The sequence below is a fragment of the Streptomyces sp. NBC_00224 genome (assembly GCF_041435195.1).
In the GTDB taxonomy this organism is placed as follows: Bacteria; Actinomycetota; Actinomycetes; order Streptomycetales; family Streptomycetaceae; genus Streptomyces.
Genome location: NZ_CP108106.1, coordinates 6,409,454 through 6,426,290 on the forward strand (window position 1 = coordinate 6,409,454; position 16,837 = coordinate 6,426,290).

Here is a 16,837-nt window from a genome sequence, read left to right on the forward strand (position 1 = left end):
CCCCGCGGTCGGGGCGTACGGTGTTCTCGACAGACCGGAGGGCCGGGGCGACACTTGCTCCCTGCGTTGGTCGCGCAGTGGTCGACAGTGGTCTGTCCTAGAGGAAGGTGCTCCGAGTGTCCCGCCGCAGAATCGGCTTCTGGTACCGCCTGGCGGCGGTCATCGCCAAACCTCCACTGGTGGTGCTTTTCAAGCGGGACTGGCACGGAATGGAGAACATTCCGGCGGACGGCGGCTTTATCACCGCCGTCAATCACAACTCGTATCTCGACATGTTCTCCTACGGACACTTCCAGTACAACACCGGACGGGTCCCCCGATTCCTCGCCAAGGCGGCGCTCTTCAAGGTGCCCGTGGTGGGACCGCTGCTGCGCGGCACGGGCCAGATTCCCGTCTACCGCGAGTCCTCCAACGCCTTCGGCGCCTTCCGGGCCGCCGTCGAGGCCATCGAGCGGGGTGAATGCGTCGTGTTCTACCCCGAGGGCACCCTCACCCGCGACCCCGACATGTGGCCGATGACCGCCAAGACCGGTGTCGCGCGCGCCGCGCTGCAGACGAAGGCCCCGGTCATCCCGGTCGCCCAGTGGGGCGCCAACTTGGCGATGCCGCCCTACGCCAAGGAGAAGAAGGTCCGCTTCTTCCCCCGCAAGACCCTCCAGGTGCAGGCCGGTCCGCCGGTCGACCTCGACCGCTTCTACGACAAGGAGCCCACCCCCGAGGTGCTGCGCGAGGCGACCGAGGTCATCATGGCCGCGGTCACCCGCCAGCTGGAGGAGATCCGGGGCGAGAGCGCCCCCGCGAAGCCGTACGATCCGCGCGAAGTCCGCGCACAGCAGCGCCGCAAGGCCGCCGGGGAGGGCACCAAGTGACTCACGCCGCCACCAAGGCAGCAGTATTCGGAACCGGCTCCTGGGGTACGGCGTTCGCCATGGTCCTCGCCGACGCGGGCTGCGAGGTGACCCTCTGGGGCCGCCGCCCCGAACTCGCCGAGGCGATCAACACCACCCGCACCAACCCCGACTACCTGCCGGGCATCGAACTGCCCGCGGCGGTACGGGCGACCACCGACCCCGCCGAGGCCGCCGAGGGCGCCGACTTCACCGTCCTGGCCGTGCCCTCGCAGACGCTGCGCGGCAACCTCGCCGCCTGGACGCCGCTGCTCGCCCCCGGCACCGTGCTCGTGTCCCTGATGAAGGGCGTCGAACTCGGCACCGCCAAGCGGATGAGCGAGGTGATCGAGGAGGTCGCCAAGGTCTCCGCCGACCGCGTCGCCGTGGTCACCGGCCCCAACCTCGCCAAGGAGATCGCCCAGCGCCGGCCCGCCGCCGCCGTGGTCGCCTGCCGCGACGAGGCCGTCGCCCAGCGCCTCCAGGCCGCCTGCCACACCCCGTACTTCCGCCCGTACACGAACACCGACGTCGTCGGCTGCGAGCTCGGTGGCGCCGTCAAGAACGTCATCGGGCTCGCGGTGGGCATCGCCGACGGCATGGGCCTGGGCGACAACGCCAAGGGCTCGCTCATCACCCGGGGCCTCGCCGAAACCACCCGGCTCGGCCTCGCGATGGGCGCCGACCCGCTGACCTTCTCCGGTCTCGCGGGCCTCGGCGACCTCGTCGCCACCTGCTCCTCGCCGCTCTCGCGCAACCACACCTTCGGCACCAACCTCGGCCGGGGCATGACGCTCCAGGAGACCATCGCGGTCACCAAGCAGACCGCCGAGGGCGTCAAGTCCTGCGAGTCCGTACTGGATCTGGCCCGCCGCCACGGTGTCGACATGCCCATCACCGAGACCGTCGTCGGCATCGTCCACGAGGGCAAGCCCCCGGTGGTCGCCCTCAAGGAGCTGATGTCGCGCAGCGCCAAGTCCGAGCGGCGCTGAAGGCGGCGGACCGAACGGGTACGCTCAACGCGATATGAGCAGCGAGAACCTCCCCCAGAGCCCTGAGAGCAGCCAGCAGCCGCGCAAGCCGCGGGTGGCCGTCGTGTTCGGCGGCCGCAGCTCCGAGCACGGCATCTCGGTCGTCACCGCCGGTGCCGTGCTGCGCGCCATCGACCGTACGAAGTACGACGTGCTGCCCATCGGCATCACGACGGACGGCCGCTGGGCGCTCACCGCCGACGAGCCGGAGCGGATGGCCATCGCCGACCGCAAGGTGCCCAGCGTGGCGGAGCTCGCCGAGTCCGCAGAGGGCGCCGTCGTGCTCCCCGTGGACCCCAACAGCCGCGAGGTCGTCTACACCGAGCCCGGCGCGGTCCCCAAGGCGCTGGGCGAGGTCGACGTCGTCTTCCCGGTGCTCCACGGCCCGTACGGCGAGGACGGCACCCTCCAGGGCCTCCTGGAACTCTCCGGTGTCCCCTACGTCGGCTCGGGCGTGCTCGCCTCGGCCGTCGGCCAGGACAAGGACTACATGAAGCGGGTGTTCACCTCGTTCGGGCTGGCCGTCGGCCCCTACCTGGTGGTCCGGCCGCGCGAGTGGGAGCAGGACGAGCAGGGCGCGCGTAAGCGGATCGCCGCGTTCGCGGGCGAGCACGGCTGGCCGCTGTTCATCAAGCCGGCCCGGGCCGGCTCCTCCTTCGGCATCACCAAGGTCGACTCCTTCGAGGGCCTGGACGAGGCCATCGAGGAGGCGCGGCGCCACGACCCCAAGTTCCTGGTCGAGTCGCTGCTGCGCGGCCGTGAGATCGAGTGCGGCGTCCTGGAGTTCGAGGACGGGCCGCGCGCGAGCGTGCCGGCCGAGATCCCGCCGGTCAGCGACCACGCGTTCTACGACTTCGAGGCCAAGTACATCGACTCGGCCGACGGGATCGTGCCCGCCCCGATCGGCGCCGAGGCCACCGCCGAGGTGCGCCGGCTCGCCGTGGAGGCGTTCGAGGCCGCGTCCTGCGAGGGGCTGGTCCGGGCGGACTTCTTCCTCCAGGAGAACGGCGAGTTCGTGATCAACGAGATCAACACGATGCCGGGGTTCACGCCGATCTCGATGTACCCGCGCATGTGGGAGGCGACCGGCGTGGACTACGCGGAGCTGGTGGACCGGCTCATCGACGCGGCGCTGCGCCGTTCGACGGGCCTGCGCTAGACCGTCTTCGGGATGGCCTTCTGTACGGGGGCGCCGAACGGCTGGAGCACCGACGCGTCGTTCGCGTACCGCTTCCCCGTTCGCAGCTCGACGTAGGGGTCCCGGTACTGGGTGATGAAGCGGGGCCCCTCGGCGCGCCGCTGCACGGTCCAGTCGACGCCCTCCACGCCGACGCCCGGGAGCGTCGGATCCGACATCTCCTCGGGTCGCGGAATGCCGCAGCGCAGTACGATCTCCGCGTCCCCGTTCCCCCACCGGGCCGTCAGCGGTGAGTCAGGGGTGGGGTCGTGCCGCTTCTGCCCGGCCACGGTGTCCGGCAGCGCCTTGTCCAGCGCCGCGCAGGCGGCCGCCTCCTTCGCCGCCGGCGAGGGAACCGCGGCCCCCGCGTCGGCGTCGGACGAGGAAGAACAGCCCGCGGCCGCCATGAGCATGGCGACCGCGGGCAGGACGAGCAGCGGACGGCGGCGCGGAGAAGTCACCGGTCAAGGGTAAGCGGGGGCTACAGATGAACCACCGGGCAGGTCAGGGTGCGGGTGATCCCGTCCACCTGCTGGACCCTGGCGACCACCATGCGGCCCAGCTCGTCGACCGTGTCCGCCTGGGCGCGCACGATCACGTCGTACGGCCCGGTGACGTCCTCGGCCTGGATCACTCCCGGAATCTTTGCGATGGTCTCGGCGACGGTCGACGCCTTGCCCACCTCGGTCTGGATGAGGATGTACGCCTGTACCACGGAACCTCCAGGGCGGCCACGAGGATCATGTCCCCTCCCTACGGCGGGGAGGCCCAAGGGGGGAAGAAAGAGACGCCACGGTATCGCGTCGCCGTGTGCGCCGGGGAGTACCGCGCAGGCGCGGGCGCTCGCACATCCGCGTGCGCGGAGCAGAAGTTGACGTATGTGTTGACGGTACCCACCGAGGTGACCGCTCGCGACCGCGAGCGCGCCGGGTGCCAAGGGGTAAGAGGATGAGAGGTGGCACGGTGAAAGGCACTGTGGGCGAGTTGGGGGAGTTCGGGCTCATCAGGGAGCTGACCTCCCGGCTCACCTCGACCCCCGCCGTACGGATCGGCCCCGGCGACGACGCCGCGGTCGTGACCGCACCCGACCGCAGGGTGGTGGCGAGCACGGACATCCTCCTGGAGGGCCGCCACTTCCGGCGCGACTGGTCGACCGCGTACGACGTGGGCCGCAAGGCCGCCGCGCAGAATCTGGCCGATATCGCCGCCATGGGCGCGGTCCCGACCGCGCTGCTGCTCGGCCTGGTCGTCCCGGCCGAGCTCCCGGCCACCTGGCCGATCGAGCTGATGGACGGGATCCGCGACGAGTGCCAGGTCGCGGGGGCGGCCGTGGTCGGCGGCGACGTGGTCCGCGGCGACACCATCACCGTCGCCATCACCGCCCTCGGCGACCTGCGCAACCACGAGCCGGTGACCCGCGGCGGCGCGCAGCCCGGCGACGTGGTCGCGGTGACCGGCTGGCTCGGGTGGTCGGCGGCGGGTTACGCGGTCCTCTCGCGCGGCTTCCGCTCGCCGCGCGCCTTCGTGGAGGCCCACCGCCGACCGGAGCCGCCGTACCACGCGGGCCCCGCGGCCGCCGGGCTCGGCGCCACCGCCATGACGGACGTCAGCGACGGCCTGGTGGCGGATCTCGGGCACATCGCGGAGGCGAGCAAGGTCCGTATCGACCTGCGCTCGGGCCTGATCGACATCCCGACGCAGATGAACGACATCGGCCAGGCGGTCGGCGTCGACCCGCTCCAGTGGGTGCTGACCGGGGGAGAGGACCACGCCATCGTGGCGACCTTCCCGCCGGACGTGAAGCTGCCCGCCCGCTGGAAGGTCATCGGGGAGGTCCTCAACCCCTCGGCGCTGCCCCAGGTCACCGTCGACGGCGCCCCCTGGACCGCCAAGGGCGGCTGGGACCACTTCGGGGACGAGGAGTGAGCGCCGCCCCGCCCCGGGTGCTGACCGTCGCCGGTTCCGACTCCGGCGGCGGCGCGGGCATCCAGGCCGACCTCAAGACGATGCTGGCCCTGGGCGTCCACGGGATGAGCGTGATCACCGCGGTGACCGCGCAGAACTCGCTGGGCGTCCAGGGTGCCTGGGAGCTGCCCGCCGAAGCGGTCCGGGCGCAGTACCGCTCGGTCGTCGACGACATCGGCGTCCAGGCCGTGAAGACCGGAATGCTCTCCTCCGCCGCGCTGGTGGAGACCGTGGCGGAACTCCTGTCCGGCACGGACGCGCCGGTGGTCGTGGACCCCGTGGGCGTCTCCAAGCACGGCGACGCGCTGCTCGCCGCCGAGGCGCTGGATTCCGTACGGAAAAGGCTGCTGCCGACAGCGACCGTGGCCACACCCAACCTGGACGAAGTGGCGCAGCTCACGGGCGTACGGGTCGAGGACGAGGACGGGATGCGGCGGGCGGCCGACGCGATCCTCGCCTTCGGCCCCCGCTGGGCCCTGATCAAGGGCGGCCACTTCCCGGGCGACGCGATCGACCTGCTCACCGACGGCACGGAGGAGCACTGGCTCCGAGCCCCGCGCCACGACAACCGCCACACCCACGGCACGGGCTGCACTTTGGCGTCGGCGGTGGCGTCGGGCTTGGCGAAGGGACTCCCGGTCCCGGAGGCGGTGAGGCAGGCGAAGGAGTACGTGACGGGCGCGATCGCGCAGGGCTTCGCGCTGGGGTCGGGAATCGGCCCGGTGGACCACTTCTGGCAACACCGCACCTGAGGCCACGGGGATCGGCCCGCCGGCTCACGGCTGCCGATCCCGCACCTCCTAGGGGCGCGGGGAACTGCGCGACAAGCCCCACCGGCCCGCAGACGAACGGGCACGGCAAAAAGCCGGCCCACCGAGGTGGACCGGCTTTTTAAGGCAACCGCAGGGGCTGCGCTACGACGAAACGTCGCGTGTTAGCGCGAGACCTTGCCGGCCTTGATGCACGAGGTGCAGACGTTGAGCCGCTTCGGCGTCCGACCGACCACGGCACGCACACGCTGGATGTTCGGGTTCCAGCGACGAGACGTACGGCGGTGCGAGTGCGAAATGTTGTTGCCGAAGCTCGGCCCCTTGCCGCAAACGTCGCAGTTGGCAGCCACGGGTCACTCCAAAGACTTCAGATGCACTTACAGTGAAATCCGGCGCACCGGAATCAGAGATCTGAAGTGGCTTGCCGGGGGAATGGCCCGGCTCTCGCCGGGCAACCGAAGCAGCATACAACGGCTGCTCCTGAGATACGAAACTACCATGACCGCCGCCGCACCCCACCCCGGGCCCGAGCTCCTCCCCGGGTCTACCCTGCTGCTGGCCCGCAGCTCACCGGCCGCCCAAGGAGGACACCAGGTGCCGCAGACTTTCGACGCCGTCGCGGTGCGCACCTGGTGCTCGCTGGCCCTGGACGGGCTCGGCCGGGACCGCGAGGAGATCGACGCGGTCAACGTCTACCCCGTCGCGGACGGGGACACCGGCACCAACCTCTATCTGACCGTGGAGTCCGCCCACCAGGCGGTCGAGGCGGTCTTCGCCGCGTACACCGAGGCGCCGGAGACGGCCGACGTCATACGGGCCATGGCGCACGGCGCCCTCGTCGGCGCCCGCGGCAACTCCGGCACGATCCTCTCCCAGCTGCTGCGCGGCATGGCCGAGGTCCTCGCCGAGCGCGGCACGGATCTGCCCGGGGCCCTGCGCCGGGCCGCCGAGTCGGCGTACGAGGCGGTCGCGCACCCGGTCGAGGGCACGGTCCTGACGGTGGCGAGGGCCGCGGCCGAGGCGGCCCGGGGGGCGGACGGCGACGCGGCGGCCGTCGCCACCGCGGCCTACGGCGGCGCCCGACAGGCCCTGGAGGAGACACCCGGACAGCTCGCGGTCCTCGGCCGCGCCGGGGTCGTGGACGCGGGCGGCTGGGGTCTTGTGACGGTCCTGGGGGCGCTGGCGCAGGCGCTGACCGGCGAGGCCCCGCCCGTACGGCACGAGGCGCATCCGCCGCTCGACCCGCACTCCTGCCCCACCGACCCCGCCGAGAACGCCGGGCCCGCCTTCGAGGTGATCTACCTCCTGGAGGCCGGGGACGAGGCCGTGGCCCGGCTGCGGGGCCGCCTGGACGCGCTCGGGGACTCCCTGGTGGTCGTCGGCGGCGACGGGCTGTGGAACGTCCACGTACACGTGGACGACGCGGGCGCGGCCGTCGAGGCGGGCGTGGAGGCCGGGCGCCCGTACCGGATCCGCATCACCCACTTCGGGGCCCGCCCCGAGCCGCGCGAGCAGGTCCAGCGTGCCGTCGTCGCGGTCGTGCCCGGCGAGGGCCTGGCCGGGCTGTGCGCCGAGGCCGGGGCCACCGCCGTCCTCGCCCGCCCCGGCGAGCCCCCGGCCAGCGGCGAGCTCGTCGACGCGATCCGCCGCGCCCACGCGCGCGAGGTCGTCCTGCTGCCCAACGACGCCGAGCTGCGCCACACCGCCGCCGCGGCCGTGGAGCAGGCGCGCGCCGAGGGCGTACGGGTCGCGCTCATCCCCACCCGGGCCGCCGTCCAGGGCCTCGCCGCGCTCGCGGTGCACGCCCCCGACCGCCGCTTCGACGAGGACGTCGTCGCGATGACCGCGGCGGCCGGCGCCACCCGGTACGCCGAACTGGCCGTCGCCGAGCGGCAGTCGTGGACCACGGCGGGCATCTGCCAGGCCGGGGACGTGCTGGGCCTCATCGACGGCGACGTGGCCGTGATCGGCCAGGACCTGGCCCGTACGGCCAAGGCGGTCCTGGACCGGATGCTGGCGGCGGGCGGCGAGCTGGTCACCCTGGTGCTGGCCGCCGACGCCCCGGCGGACCTGGCGCCGGGCATCGAGGCCCATGTGCGCGAGGCCCATCTGGCGGTCGACACCGTCGTCTACGCGGGCGGCAACCAGAGCGCCCCGCTGCTGATCGGCGTCGAGTAGCCGGTCAGGGGGCCGGTCGAGGGGTCGGCCGAGTGGCCGCCGTACGCGGCGAGTTGTCCACAGGGGGCCGGGGGATCCTGCGGGATGTCAGTGGTGTGGTGTGCAATGGATCGCGTGCCTGCGCTCGATGAACCCCTCAAGAAGCTGCTCGGCGGACCCACCGCGAAGGTGATGGCCGAGCAGCTCGACCTGCACACGGTCGGCGACCTCCTCCACCACTACCCGCGGCGGTACGAGGAGCGCGGCCAGCTGACGAAGCTGGCCGAGCTGCCCCTCGACGAGGACGTCACGGTCGTCGCCCAGGTGGCCGACGCGCGCGTGCACACGTTCAACGGCGGCCGCGGCCAGCGCCTGGAGATCACCATCACCGACGGCAGCGGCCGCCTCCAGCTGGTCTTCTTCGGCCGCGGCATCCACAAGCCGCACAAGGACCTGCTGCCCGGCAGCCGCGCGATGTTCGCGGGCAAGGTGTCGATGTTCAACCGCCGCCTCCAGCTCGCCCATCCCACGTACGCGAAGCTGAGCGCCGACGGCGACGACTCCGCCGACGTGGTGGACTCCTGGGCGGGCGCGCTCATCCCGATCTACCCCGCCTGCAAGGGCCTGGAGTCCTGGAAGATCGCCAAGGCGGTCGACGCGGTGCTGCCCAGCGCCCAGGAGGCCGCCGACCCGCTGCCCCCCTCCCTGCGGGAGGGCCGTGGCTTCGTCCCGCTGCCCGAGGCGCTGCTCAAGGTCCACCGCCCGCACAGCAAGGACGACGTGGAGCAGGCCCGCCAGCGCCTGAAGTGGGACGAGGCGTTCGTCCTCCAGGTGGCACTGGCCCGGCGGCGGTTCGCGGACACCCAACTGCCCGCCGTGGCGCGCAGACCCGCCCCCGACGGCCTGCTCGACGCCTTCGACGCCAAACTGCCCTTCACCCTCACCGACGGCCAGCGCAAGGTCTCCAAGGAGATCTTCGACGACCTGGCCACCGAACACCCGATGCACCGGCTGCTCCAGGGCGAGGTGGGGTCGGGGAAGACCATGGTCGCGCTGCGCGCGATGCTCGCCGTGGTCGACAGCGGCGGCCAGGCCGCCATGCTCGCCCCGACCGAGGTCCTGGCACAGCAGCACCATCGGTCCATCACCGAGATGATGGGCGAGCTGGCCGAGGGCGGCATGCTGGGCGGGTCCGACCTCGGTACCAAGGTCGTGCTGCTCACCGGGTCGATGGGCACGGCCGCCCGCCGCCAGGCGCTGCTCGACCTGGTCACCGGCGAGGCGGGGGTCGTGATCGGCACGCACGCGCTGATCGAGGACAAGGTGCAGTTCCACGATCTGGGCCTGGTCGTGGTGGACGAGCAGCACCGGTTCGGTGTCGAGCAGCGCGACGCCCTGCGCGGCAAGGGCAAGCAGCCGCCGCACCTCCTGGTGATGACGGCGACGCCGATTCCGCGCACGGTCGCGATGACCGTCTTCGGTGACCTGGAGACCTCGGTCCTGGACCAGCTCCCGGCGGGGCGTTCGCCCATCGCCAGCCATGTCGTCCCCGCCCAGGACAAGCCGCACTTCCTGGCGCGCGCCTGGGAGCGGGTCCGCGAGGAGGTCGCCAAGGGCCACCAGGCGTACGTGGTGTGTCCGCGCATCGGTGACTCCGCGGACGAGGCGGACGAGAAGAAGGCGGCCAAGAAGAAGTCCGCGGAGGACGAGGCGGAGAAGCGTCCGCCGCTGGCCGTCCTCGACATCGCGGAGCAGCTGCGGAAAGGCCCGCTCCAGGGGCTGCGCGTCGAGGTGCTGCACGGCAGGATGCAGCCCGACGACAAGGACGACGTGATGCGCCGGTTCGCGGCCGGTGACGTGGACGCGCTGGTCGCGACCACGGTCATCGAGGTCGGGGTGAACGTGCCGAACGCCACCGCGATGGTGATCATGGACGCGGACCGGTTCGGTGTCTCGCAGCTGCACCAGCTGCGCGGCCGCGTCGGCCGTGGCTCGGCCCCGGGCCTGTGCCTGCTGGTGACCGAGATGCCGGAGGCGAGCGCGGCCAGGGCCCGGCTGAACGCGGTGGCCGCCACCCTGGACGGCTTCGAGCTCTCCCGGATCGACCTGGAGCAGCGCCGCGAGGGCGATGTGCTGGGCCAGGCCCAGTCGGGTGTGCGCTCGTCGCTGCGGATGCTCGCGGTCATCGAGGACGAGGAGGTGATCGCGGCGGCCCGCGAGGAGGCGGTGGCGGTGGTGGGCCAGGACCCGGATCTGGAACGGCTGCCCGCACTGCGGACGGCGCTGGACGCCCTGCTGGACAAGGACCGCGAGCAGTACCTCGACAAGGGCTGAGAGCCTGTCTTTGAACCCTCGCCTGAGCCCCGACGCCCGGCACGCACGCTCGGTACCCCGGCCGGGGCGCGGCGTCCGCGTCGGGTTCTGAGAAACTTGGGGGACACCAGTGACGTACGTACACCGACAAGGACTCAGATGACCCGCGTGATCGCCGGCCGGGCCGGCGGACGCCGCCTGGCCGTACCGCCGGGCAACGGCACCCGCCCCACCTCCGACCGCGCGCGCGAGGGCCTCTTCTCCACCTGGGAGGCCCTGCTCGGCACGCTGGAGGGGATCCGGATCGCGGATCTGTACGCCGGGTCGGGCGCGGTCGGCCTGGAGGCGCTCTCCCGGGGCGCCTCGCACGCGCTGCTCGTCGAGGCCGATGCCCGGGCCGTGAAGACCGTCCGCGACAACGTGCGCGTACTGGGCCTTCCGGGCGCGGAGGTACGTAACGGAAAAGCGGAGCAGATCGTTGCGGGCCCGGCCCCTGAAACCCCCTTTGACGTGGTGTTTCTCGACCCGCCGTACGCCGTGACCGACGACGATCTTCGCGAGATCCTCCTCACACTCCGCACTCAGGGCTGGCTCGCCGACGAGTGCCTGGTCACCGTGGAGCGCAGCACCAGGGGCGGAGAATTCGGCTGGCCGCAGGGGTTCGAACCACTGCGGGCCCGTCGTTACGGCGAGGGCACGCTTTGGTACGGTCGCGCCGCCTCTACGTGCGAAGACGCACCATGACCGGGAGCGAGGGACTTCAGTTGCGCCGAGCCGTCTGTCCGGGGTCGTTCGACCCCATCACCAATGGACACCTCGACATCATCGCCCGCGCCTCCAAGCTGTACGACGTGGTGCACGTCGCGGTGATGATCAACCAGTCGAAGAAGGGCCTGTTCACCATCGAGGAGCGGATCGGGATGATCCGCGAGGTGACCGCCGACTTCGGCAACGTGGAGGTCGAGTCCTTCCACGGCCTGCTGGTCGACTTCTGCAAGCAGCGCGACATCCCCGCCATCGTGAAGGGCCTGCGCGCGGTCAGCGACTTCGACTACGAGCTCCAGATGGCCCAGATGAACAACGGGCTCTCGGGCGTCGAGACCCTGTTCGTGCCCACCAACCCGACGTACAGCTTCCTGTCGTCGTCGCTGGTCAAGGAGGTCGCGGCATGGGGTGGAGACGTCTCCCACCTGCTGCCCGCCACCGTCCACGAGGCGCTGGTGGCACGGATCGCCGAGCAGCGCTGAGCTGACAGTCCGTCAGCTGGTGTCGGGCGGGCCTCGACTGGCCTTACAGTCGTCCCGTCCGTCTCCCAACCAGTCGTAGAGAGTGGCGAGCACACGGTGGACGTGCAGAAGAAGCTGGACGAGATCGTCGGTGTGGTCTCCGGCGCCCGCTCCATGCCCATGTCGGCCTCGTGCGTGGTCAACCGCGCCGAGCTGCTCGCGCTCCTGGAAGAGGTGCGCCAGGCCCTGCCCGGCTCCCTCGCCCAGGCCCAGGAGCTGATCGGCGGCCGCGAGCAGATGGTCGAGCAGGCCCGCCAGGAGGCCGAGCGGATCATCGAGTCCGCGCACGCCCAGCGGGGCACGCTGATCTCCGACACGGCGGTCGCCCGGCAGTCGCAGGACGAGGCCGACCGCATCCTCGCCGACGCCAAGCGCGAGGCCGACGAGATCCGCGCCGAGGCCGACGACTACGTCGACTCCAAGCTGGCCAACTTCGAGGTCGTCCTCACCAAGACCATCGGCTCGGTCGACCGCGGCCGCGAGAAGCTGCTCGGCCGCGGCCCCGGCCTGGACGAGCAGGGGCAGGCCGACGCGGACGCCCCCGAGTACAGCCCCGACCCGCAGACCCTGATCCGGCGGGCCGACGAGTACATCGACACCAAGCTCGGTGCCTTCGAGGCCGTCCTCGCCAAGACCCTCGAAGCGGTCGGCCGCGGCCGCGAGACCCTGCACGGCCGGATCGCCAGCGACGAGCTGGGCGCGCACATGGCCGCCCAGGACGCCGCGGGGGCCCTCGGGGGCGGCCACACCAGCGACGCGGACTACCTCGCGGGCCTGGCCGAGCTGGCGGACCCGCAGCCGCAGCCCGCCGCCCAGCCCCAGCAGGCCCAGGTCCCGGCGCAGGTCTACGACCCGTACGGCTACGGGCAGGCCCAGGCCCAGCCGCAGCAGGACCCGTACGCCTACCAGCAGCAGCCCCAGCAGCAGTACGCCCAGTACGGCTACGACCAGCAGCAGCCGCAGCAGGACCCGTACGGCTACGACCCGCAGGCGTACGGACACCAGCAGCAGGCCGTCCCGCAGCCCGCGCACCCGCCGCAGGGCGCCCTGGACGAGACCAGCCTCTTCGACACGAGCATGATCGACCTGGAACAGCTGCGTCAGTACGAGCAGGGGCGCTAGGGCCTGAGGCTTCACGGAGCCCGGATTGGGTCAATCGCGGCCCGTCCAGTATCCTGGCTCTTCGGTCGCGCGTACGTCCGCGATCAACGCTGCCCGCGCATCGCCGCACCCACGGCGACGCATGGCAGCCACCCTCCACGATCCGAAAGCAGGAAGAACCCTGAGTACGCACCTCGACCACCGCAACCCTCTCGTGTTCGACACACACGAGCTGGGTCGGCGTCCCGGTGCCCTCCAGCGGATCTCCCGCACGGTCGAGGCGCCCGCCGATCTCGGGATCGACGGCGTCGTCGGAGTGCCCCAGGGCGCGCCGGTGGAGATCGAGCTCCGCCTGGAGTCGGTCATGGAAGGGGTGCTTGTCACAGGCACCGCCCGTGCATCGGCCGAGGGTGAGTGCGTAAGGTGTCTGGAGCCGCTTGAGCTCGCGCTCGATGCGGACTTCCAGGAGTTGTTCTCGTACCCTGACGCCGACGACCGGGGCCGCAGCAAGCAGGCGGAGCCGGCCGACGACGCCGAGGACGAGGACACCATCCCGCTTGAGGACGGACTTTTCGACCTTGAGCCAGTGCTGCGTGATGCGGTGGTGCTTGCACTGCCGATGCAGCCGGTGTGCCGGGAGACCTGCCTCGGCCTGTGTTCCACCTGTGGATTCAGGCTTGAGGACGACCCCGACCACCACCACGATGCCGTCGACATCCGTTGGGCGGCACTGCAAGGACTCGCCGGGACCATCCAGGACGGCGAGAAGGACAACATGAGCGGCACTGCCTCTGACGTGCAGCGCGCCGCCGAGAAGCAGGAGAAGTAGCCGTGGCTGTTCCGAAGCGGAAGATGTCGCGCAGCAACACGCGCCACCGCCGGTCGCAGTGGAAGGCTGCGGTCCCCACCCTGGTTTCGTGTGAGCGTTGCCAGGAGCCGAAGCTCCAGCACATCGCGTGCCCGAGCTGCGGCACCTACAACAAGCGCCAGGTCCTCGAGGTCTGAGCGGCTGGTGAGAGGCCCGATGTCTGATCTGTCGAATGCCGGCGCCAAGAAGGCGGGCAGTAGCGACAACAACTCGGCCTCGTCCCACACGCTTCTGGAAGGGCGGCTCGGGTATCACCTTGAGTCCGCCCTTCTGGTGCGTGCACTGACCCATCGTTCGTTCGCGTACGAGAACGGCGGTCTGCCGACCAACGAGCGGCTTGAGTTCCTCGGGGACTCGGTGCTCGGTCTTGTCGTCACCGACACGCTGTACCGCACCCACCCCGACCTCCCGGAAGGCCAGTTGGCCAAGCTCCGGGCCGCGGTGGTCAATTCTCGTGCGCTTGCGGAAGTGGGCCGCGGGCTCGACCTCGGCTCCTTCATCCGGCTCGGCCGGGGCGAAGAGGGCACAGGCGGCCGGGACAAGGCTTCCATCCTCGCCGACACCCTTGAAGCGGTGATCGGCGCGGTCTATCTGGACCAGGGTCTTGGGGCGGCTTCCGAGCTCGTCCACCGGCTCTTCGACCCCCTGATCGAGAAGTCCTCGAACCTCGGGGCCGGCCTGGACTGGAAGACCAGTCTCCAGGAGCTCACCGCGGCCGAAGGCCTCGGCGTTCCGGAGTACCTGGTCTCCGAGACAGGTCCCGACCACGAGAAGACCTTTACTGCTGCCGCCCGCGTCGGTGGTGTCTCGTACGGCACCGGCACCGGCCGCAGCAAGAAGGAAGCGGAGCAGCAGGCCGCGGAATCGGCATGGCGCGCGATCAGCGCGTCCGCCGACGAGCGGCTCGCGAAGGCCAAGGCGGAGGCCGAGGCCGTCGTCGCCGAGCCGGAGGGCGGGACGCCGACCCCCGCCGCCGACCCGGCAGCCTGACCGTTTCCTGAACCCCTGCCCGTACGGATTCCGTACGGGCAGGGGCTTTTCCGTACCCGGGCCCGGGGCCGCCCGCCGCCGGGGATACGCTGCGGTCATCCCCGCGTCCACCCGCTCCCCCGGAGGATCCCGTGCCCGAACTGCCCGAGGTCGAAGTCGTGCGGCGGGGTCTGGAGCGCTGGGTGGCCGGGCGGACCGTCGACCACGTGGACGTGCTGCACCCCCGGGCCGTGCGCCGCCACCCGGCCGGCGCGGCGGACTTCGCGGCCCGGCTCAAGGGGCACCGCATCGGGGTGGCCCGGCGGCGCGGAAAGTATCTGTGGCTGCCCCTGGCGGACACCGACCAGTCGGTGCTCGGGCACCTCGGGATGAGCGGGCAGCTCCTGGTGCAGCCCGAGAGCGCGCCCGACGAGAAGCACCTGCGGATCCGGCTGCGCTTCCAGGACGCGGCGGGCACCGAGCTGCGCTTCGTCGACCAGCGGACCTTCGGCGGGCTCTCGCTCCACGACAACACCCCGGACGGGCTGCCCGACGTGATCGCGCACATCGCGCGCGACCCGCTCGACGAACTCTTCGACGACGCCGCCTTCTTCACCGCGCTGCGGCTGCGGCGCACGACCGTCAAGCGCGCGCTGCTCGACCAGTCGCTCATCAGCGGGGTCGGCAACATCTACGCCGACGAGGCGCTGTGGCGCGCCAAGTTGCACTACGAGCGCCCCACTTCGACCCTCACGCGCCCCAAGTGCGCCGAACTCCTCGGCCACGTACGGGACGTGATGAACGCGGCGCTCGCCGTCGGCGGCACCAGCTTCGACAGCCTCTACGTCAATGTGAACGGCGAGTCGGGGTACTTCGACCGCTCGCTCGACGCGTACGGGCGAGAGGGCGAGCCCTGCCACCGGTGCGGCACTCCGATGCGCCGACGCCCCTGGATGAACCGGTCCAGCTACTTCTGCCCGCGCTGTCAGCGCCCGCCGCGCACCGCGTCGTAGCGCTCGCGGGCTTCGAGGACCGACGGCATCCGGTCCTCCATCAGATGGATCAGACCGAGGAGGCGCTCGGCGACCTCGTACCCCAGAGGGGTCAGGGTGTAGTCGACGCGCGGCGGGTTGGTCGGCTGGGCCACGCGGTGGACGAGTCCGTCGCGCTCCAGCGCGTGCAGCGTCTGGGAGAGCATCTTCTCGCTCACGCCGTCGACCCGCCGCCGCAGCTCGTTGAAGCGGAAGCTCCCCTCGTGGAGCGCGCCCAGGGTGAGGCTGCCCCAGCGGCCGGTGACGTGCTCAAGGGTGCCGCGGGAGGGGCACGCCTTGGAGAAGACGTCGAACGGCAGGTCCGCGGGGTCGGCGGTGGCGGTCTCTTCCATGCCTCACACCATACGACGACACAGCGCTAACCAGAAGTTAGCGCTGTGTCGATGAGCTGTGTGTTGAGCGGGGTCCGTCGGTTCAGAAGCCGAAGTCCTGCGTCCACCACGGGCCGCCCTCGCCGAAGTGCACGCCGACGCCGAGCGTCTTGTAGTCGCAGTTCAGGATGTTCGCCCGGTGGCCCGGGCTGTTCATCCAGGCCTCCATGACCGCCTTGGCGTCGGCCTGGCCGCGGGCGATGTTCTCGCCGCCCAGATTGCCGACCCCCGCCTTCGCGGCCCGGTCCCAGGGGCTCTTGCCGTCCGGGTCGGTGTGGTCGAAGAAGCCGCGCGCCGCCATGTCGTCGCTGAACGCGGTGGCCAGCGCCGCCAGCGAGGCATCGGCCTTCACCGGGCTGCAGCCCGCCTGCGCGCGCTGCTGGTTGACCAGCGAGACAATGGTGGCAGCGGCCGCCTGCTCGGCACTGGGCGCCTTGATCTGCCGCTGCTCCGGGACGACCTTCGCCTTGGACGGGTGCGCGGACGGCGTGGCCGTCTTCGGCGCGGCCGCCGGGGCGGACGTCTTCTCCCGCGTCGGCGTCGGCGCGGCCGACGACGGCTTCTGGGAGGGCGTGGCGGAGGGAGAGGTGAGAGGTGCGTGACTGCTCGGCGAGGTGATCGGCGCCGAGGGGGCCGCGCTGGTCGGCTTCACGGCCTCGCCGCCCTGCTGACGCAGATCGGAGGTGCCGCCCGCCTGGACGTGCTCGCCCGTGGGGCCGCCGTTGAGCTCGAAGGAGGAGCCGCCCGGCAGTAGGCCGGAGGCTATGGCTACGGCGCCCACCGCCACGGCGGCGGACGCGCCGAGCAGCCCGGTGCGCACGGGCACGACGGGCCGCTTCTTGTTCTTGGCGGGCGCGGCGGAGCGACGATGGCGTCCCATCAGCGGGCCT

19 protein-coding genes are annotated in these 16,837 nt (G+C 71.6%); 14 read left to right on the plus strand and 5 right to left on the minus strand.

Translation table 11 applies throughout. The features are described 5' to 3' along the window. Nucleotides 1-116: 116 nt before the first annotated feature. From OG965_RS28740 to OG965_RS28750, 3 genes are read left to right on the plus strand one after another with little or no spacing between them, the layout of a single operon-like run. The gene (locus tag OG965_RS28740; RefSeq protein WP_371654943.1) at nucleotides 117-869 is read left to right on the plus strand and encodes a lysophospholipid acyltransferase family protein; all 753 of its coding nucleotides are present in this window, start codon (nucleotides 117-119) and stop codon (nucleotides 867-869) included. Next, nucleotides 866-1,879, plus strand: coding sequence for an NAD(P)H-dependent glycerol-3-phosphate dehydrogenase (locus tag OG965_RS28745; protein WP_371654944.1), 1,014 nt, complete (start codon nucleotides 866-868; stop codon nucleotides 1,877-1,879). Before OG965_RS28740 ends, OG965_RS28745 begins: the two co-directional genes overlap by 4 nt. A 34-nt stretch (nucleotides 1,880-1,913) precedes the next feature. Further along, entirely contained in the window at nucleotides 1,914-3,077 is a 1,164-nt protein-coding gene (locus tag OG965_RS28750) for a D-alanine--D-alanine ligase family protein (RefSeq protein ID WP_371654945.1), read from the plus strand. Here the strand turns inward: OG965_RS28750 and OG965_RS28755 are convergent. Both OG965_RS28755 and OG965_RS28760 read right to left on the minus strand, forming a co-directional pair. Further along, entirely contained in the window at nucleotides 3,074-3,556 is a 483-nt protein-coding gene (locus OG965_RS28755) for a DUF3515 family protein (RefSeq protein WP_371654946.1), read from the minus strand. The genes OG965_RS28750 and OG965_RS28755 overlap by 4 nt on opposite strands. Nucleotides 3,557-3,576: 20 nt before the next feature. After that, nucleotides 3,577-3,810, minus strand: coding sequence for an Lrp/AsnC family transcriptional regulator (locus tag OG965_RS28760; RefSeq protein WP_371654947.1), 234 nt, complete (start codon nucleotides 3,808-3,810; stop codon nucleotides 3,577-3,579). 248 nt (nucleotides 3,811-4,058) lie between these two features. Between OG965_RS28760 and OG965_RS28765 the strand changes: the two genes are divergently transcribed. Together OG965_RS28765 and thiD are read left to right on the plus strand one after the other, a co-directional pair. Next, nucleotides 4,059-5,021: a thiamine-phosphate kinase gene (locus OG965_RS28765; protein ID WP_371654948.1), complete on the plus strand. Its 963-nt coding sequence runs from the start codon at nucleotides 4,059-4,061 to the stop codon at nucleotides 5,019-5,021. Beyond that, nucleotides 5,018-5,812 carry a bifunctional hydroxymethylpyrimidine kinase/phosphomethylpyrimidine kinase gene (gene thiD / locus OG965_RS28770; protein ID WP_371654949.1) on the plus strand — a complete coding sequence of 265 codons (795 nt, stop codon included), beginning with the start codon at nucleotides 5,018-5,020 and terminating at the stop codon, nucleotides 5,810-5,812. Before OG965_RS28765 ends, thiD begins: the two co-directional genes overlap by 4 nt. 182 nt (nucleotides 5,813-5,994) lie before the next feature. Here the strand turns inward: thiD and rpmB are convergent, their stop codons facing one another. Continuing rightward, a complete protein-coding gene (gene rpmB / locus OG965_RS28775; protein ID WP_003951095.1) occupies nucleotides 5,995-6,180 on the minus strand; it encodes a 50S ribosomal protein L28 in 186 nt (61 codons plus the stop codon). Nucleotides 6,181-6,424: 244 nt separating this feature from the next. Between rpmB and OG965_RS28780 the strand changes: the two genes are divergently transcribed. The 9 genes from OG965_RS28780 to mutM all read left to right on the plus strand — a co-directional run bounded on the left by OG965_RS28780 (nucleotide 6,425) and on the right by mutM (nucleotide 15,537). Continuing rightward, a complete protein-coding gene (locus OG965_RS28780; protein WP_371657089.1) occupies nucleotides 6,425-8,008 on the plus strand; it encodes a DAK2 domain-containing protein in 1,584 nt (527 codons plus the stop codon). Between the two features lie 105 nt (nucleotides 8,009-8,113). Further along, nucleotides 8,114-10,321 (plus strand): ATP-dependent DNA helicase RecG, encoded by a 2,208-nt coding sequence (recG, locus tag OG965_RS28785; RefSeq protein ID WP_371654950.1) that lies wholly within the window; start codon nucleotides 8,114-8,116, stop codon nucleotides 10,319-10,321. A gap of 138 nt (nucleotides 10,322-10,459) precedes the next feature. Next, nucleotides 10,460-11,044, plus strand: a complete 585-nt coding sequence (gene rsmD / locus OG965_RS28790; RefSeq protein ID WP_371654951.1) for a 16S rRNA (guanine(966)-N(2))-methyltransferase RsmD — start codon at nucleotides 10,460-10,462, stop codon at nucleotides 11,042-11,044. A 20-nt stretch (nucleotides 11,045-11,064) separates the two neighbouring features. Then, complete coding sequence (gene coaD / locus OG965_RS28795) at nucleotides 11,065-11,547, plus strand: pantetheine-phosphate adenylyltransferase (protein ID WP_180357494.1); 483 nt, start codon at nucleotides 11,065-11,067, stop codon at nucleotides 11,545-11,547. 96 nt (nucleotides 11,548-11,643) lie between these two features. Further along, the gene (locus OG965_RS28800; RefSeq protein ID WP_371654952.1) at nucleotides 11,644-12,708 is read left to right on the plus strand and encodes a DivIVA domain-containing protein; all 1,065 of its coding nucleotides are present in this window, start codon (nucleotides 11,644-11,646) and stop codon (nucleotides 12,706-12,708) included. A gap of 121 nt (nucleotides 12,709-12,829) precedes the next feature. Beyond that, nucleotides 12,830-13,516: a DUF177 domain-containing protein gene (locus OG965_RS28805; protein ID WP_067164708.1), complete on the plus strand. Its 687-nt coding sequence runs from the start codon at nucleotides 12,830-12,832 to the stop codon at nucleotides 13,514-13,516. 2 nt (nucleotides 13,517-13,518) lie between these two features. Then, complete coding sequence (gene rpmF / locus OG965_RS28810) at nucleotides 13,519-13,692, plus strand: 50S ribosomal protein L32 (protein WP_003965982.1); 174 nt, start codon at nucleotides 13,519-13,521, stop codon at nucleotides 13,690-13,692. Between the two features lie 19 nt (nucleotides 13,693-13,711). After that, the gene (gene rnc, locus OG965_RS28815; protein WP_371654953.1) at nucleotides 13,712-14,545 is read left to right on the plus strand and encodes a ribonuclease III; all 834 of its coding nucleotides are present in this window, start codon (nucleotides 13,712-13,714) and stop codon (nucleotides 14,543-14,545) included. A 131-nt stretch (nucleotides 14,546-14,676) separates the two neighbouring features. Then, nucleotides 14,677-15,537 carry a bifunctional DNA-formamidopyrimidine glycosylase/DNA-(apurinic or apyrimidinic site) lyase gene (mutM, locus tag OG965_RS28820; protein ID WP_371654954.1) on the plus strand — a complete coding sequence of 287 codons (861 nt, stop codon included), beginning with the start codon at nucleotides 14,677-14,679 and terminating at the stop codon, nucleotides 15,535-15,537. Here the strand turns inward: mutM and OG965_RS28825 are convergent. Then, nucleotides 15,510-15,908, minus strand: coding sequence for a winged helix-turn-helix transcriptional regulator (locus tag OG965_RS28825; RefSeq protein ID WP_371654955.1), 399 nt, complete (start codon nucleotides 15,906-15,908; stop codon nucleotides 15,510-15,512). The two genes, mutM and OG965_RS28825, sit on opposite strands and share 28 nt — an antisense overlap. Before the next feature lie 82 nt (nucleotides 15,909-15,990). Continuing rightward, nucleotides 15,991-16,827 (minus strand): CAP domain-containing protein, encoded by an 837-nt coding sequence (locus tag OG965_RS28830; RefSeq protein ID WP_371654956.1) that lies wholly within the window; start codon nucleotides 16,825-16,827, stop codon nucleotides 15,991-15,993. Nucleotides 16,828-16,837: the final 10 nt, after the last annotated feature.

Bases quoted from the DNA above. Each gene is read 5' to 3' on its own strand.
- rnc (WP_371654953.1), top strand. From the start codon at position 13,712: ATGTCTGATCTGTCGAATGCCGGCGCCAAGAAGGCGGGCAGTAGCGAC.
- OG965_RS28830 (WP_371654956.1), bottom strand. From the start codon at position 16,827: ATGGGACGCCATCGTCGCTCCGCCGCGCCCGCCAAGAACAAGAAGCGG.
- recG (WP_371654950.1), top strand. From the start codon at position 8,114: ATGGATCGCGTGCCTGCGCTCGATGAACCCCTCAAGAAGCTGCTCGGC.
- OG965_RS28750 (WP_371654945.1), top strand. From the start codon at position 1,914: ATGAGCAGCGAGAACCTCCCCCAGAGCCCTGAGAGCAGCCAGCAGCCG.
- rsmD (WP_371654951.1), top strand. From the start codon at position 10,460: ATGACCCGCGTGATCGCCGGCCGGGCCGGCGGACGCCGCCTGGCCGTA.
- OG965_RS28805 (WP_067164708.1), top strand. From the start codon at position 12,830: ATGGCAGCCACCCTCCACGATCCGAAAGCAGGAAGAACCCTGAGTACG.
- OG965_RS28825 (WP_371654955.1), bottom strand. From the start codon at position 15,908: ATGGAAGAGACCGCCACCGCCGACCCCGCGGACCTGCCGTTCGACGTC.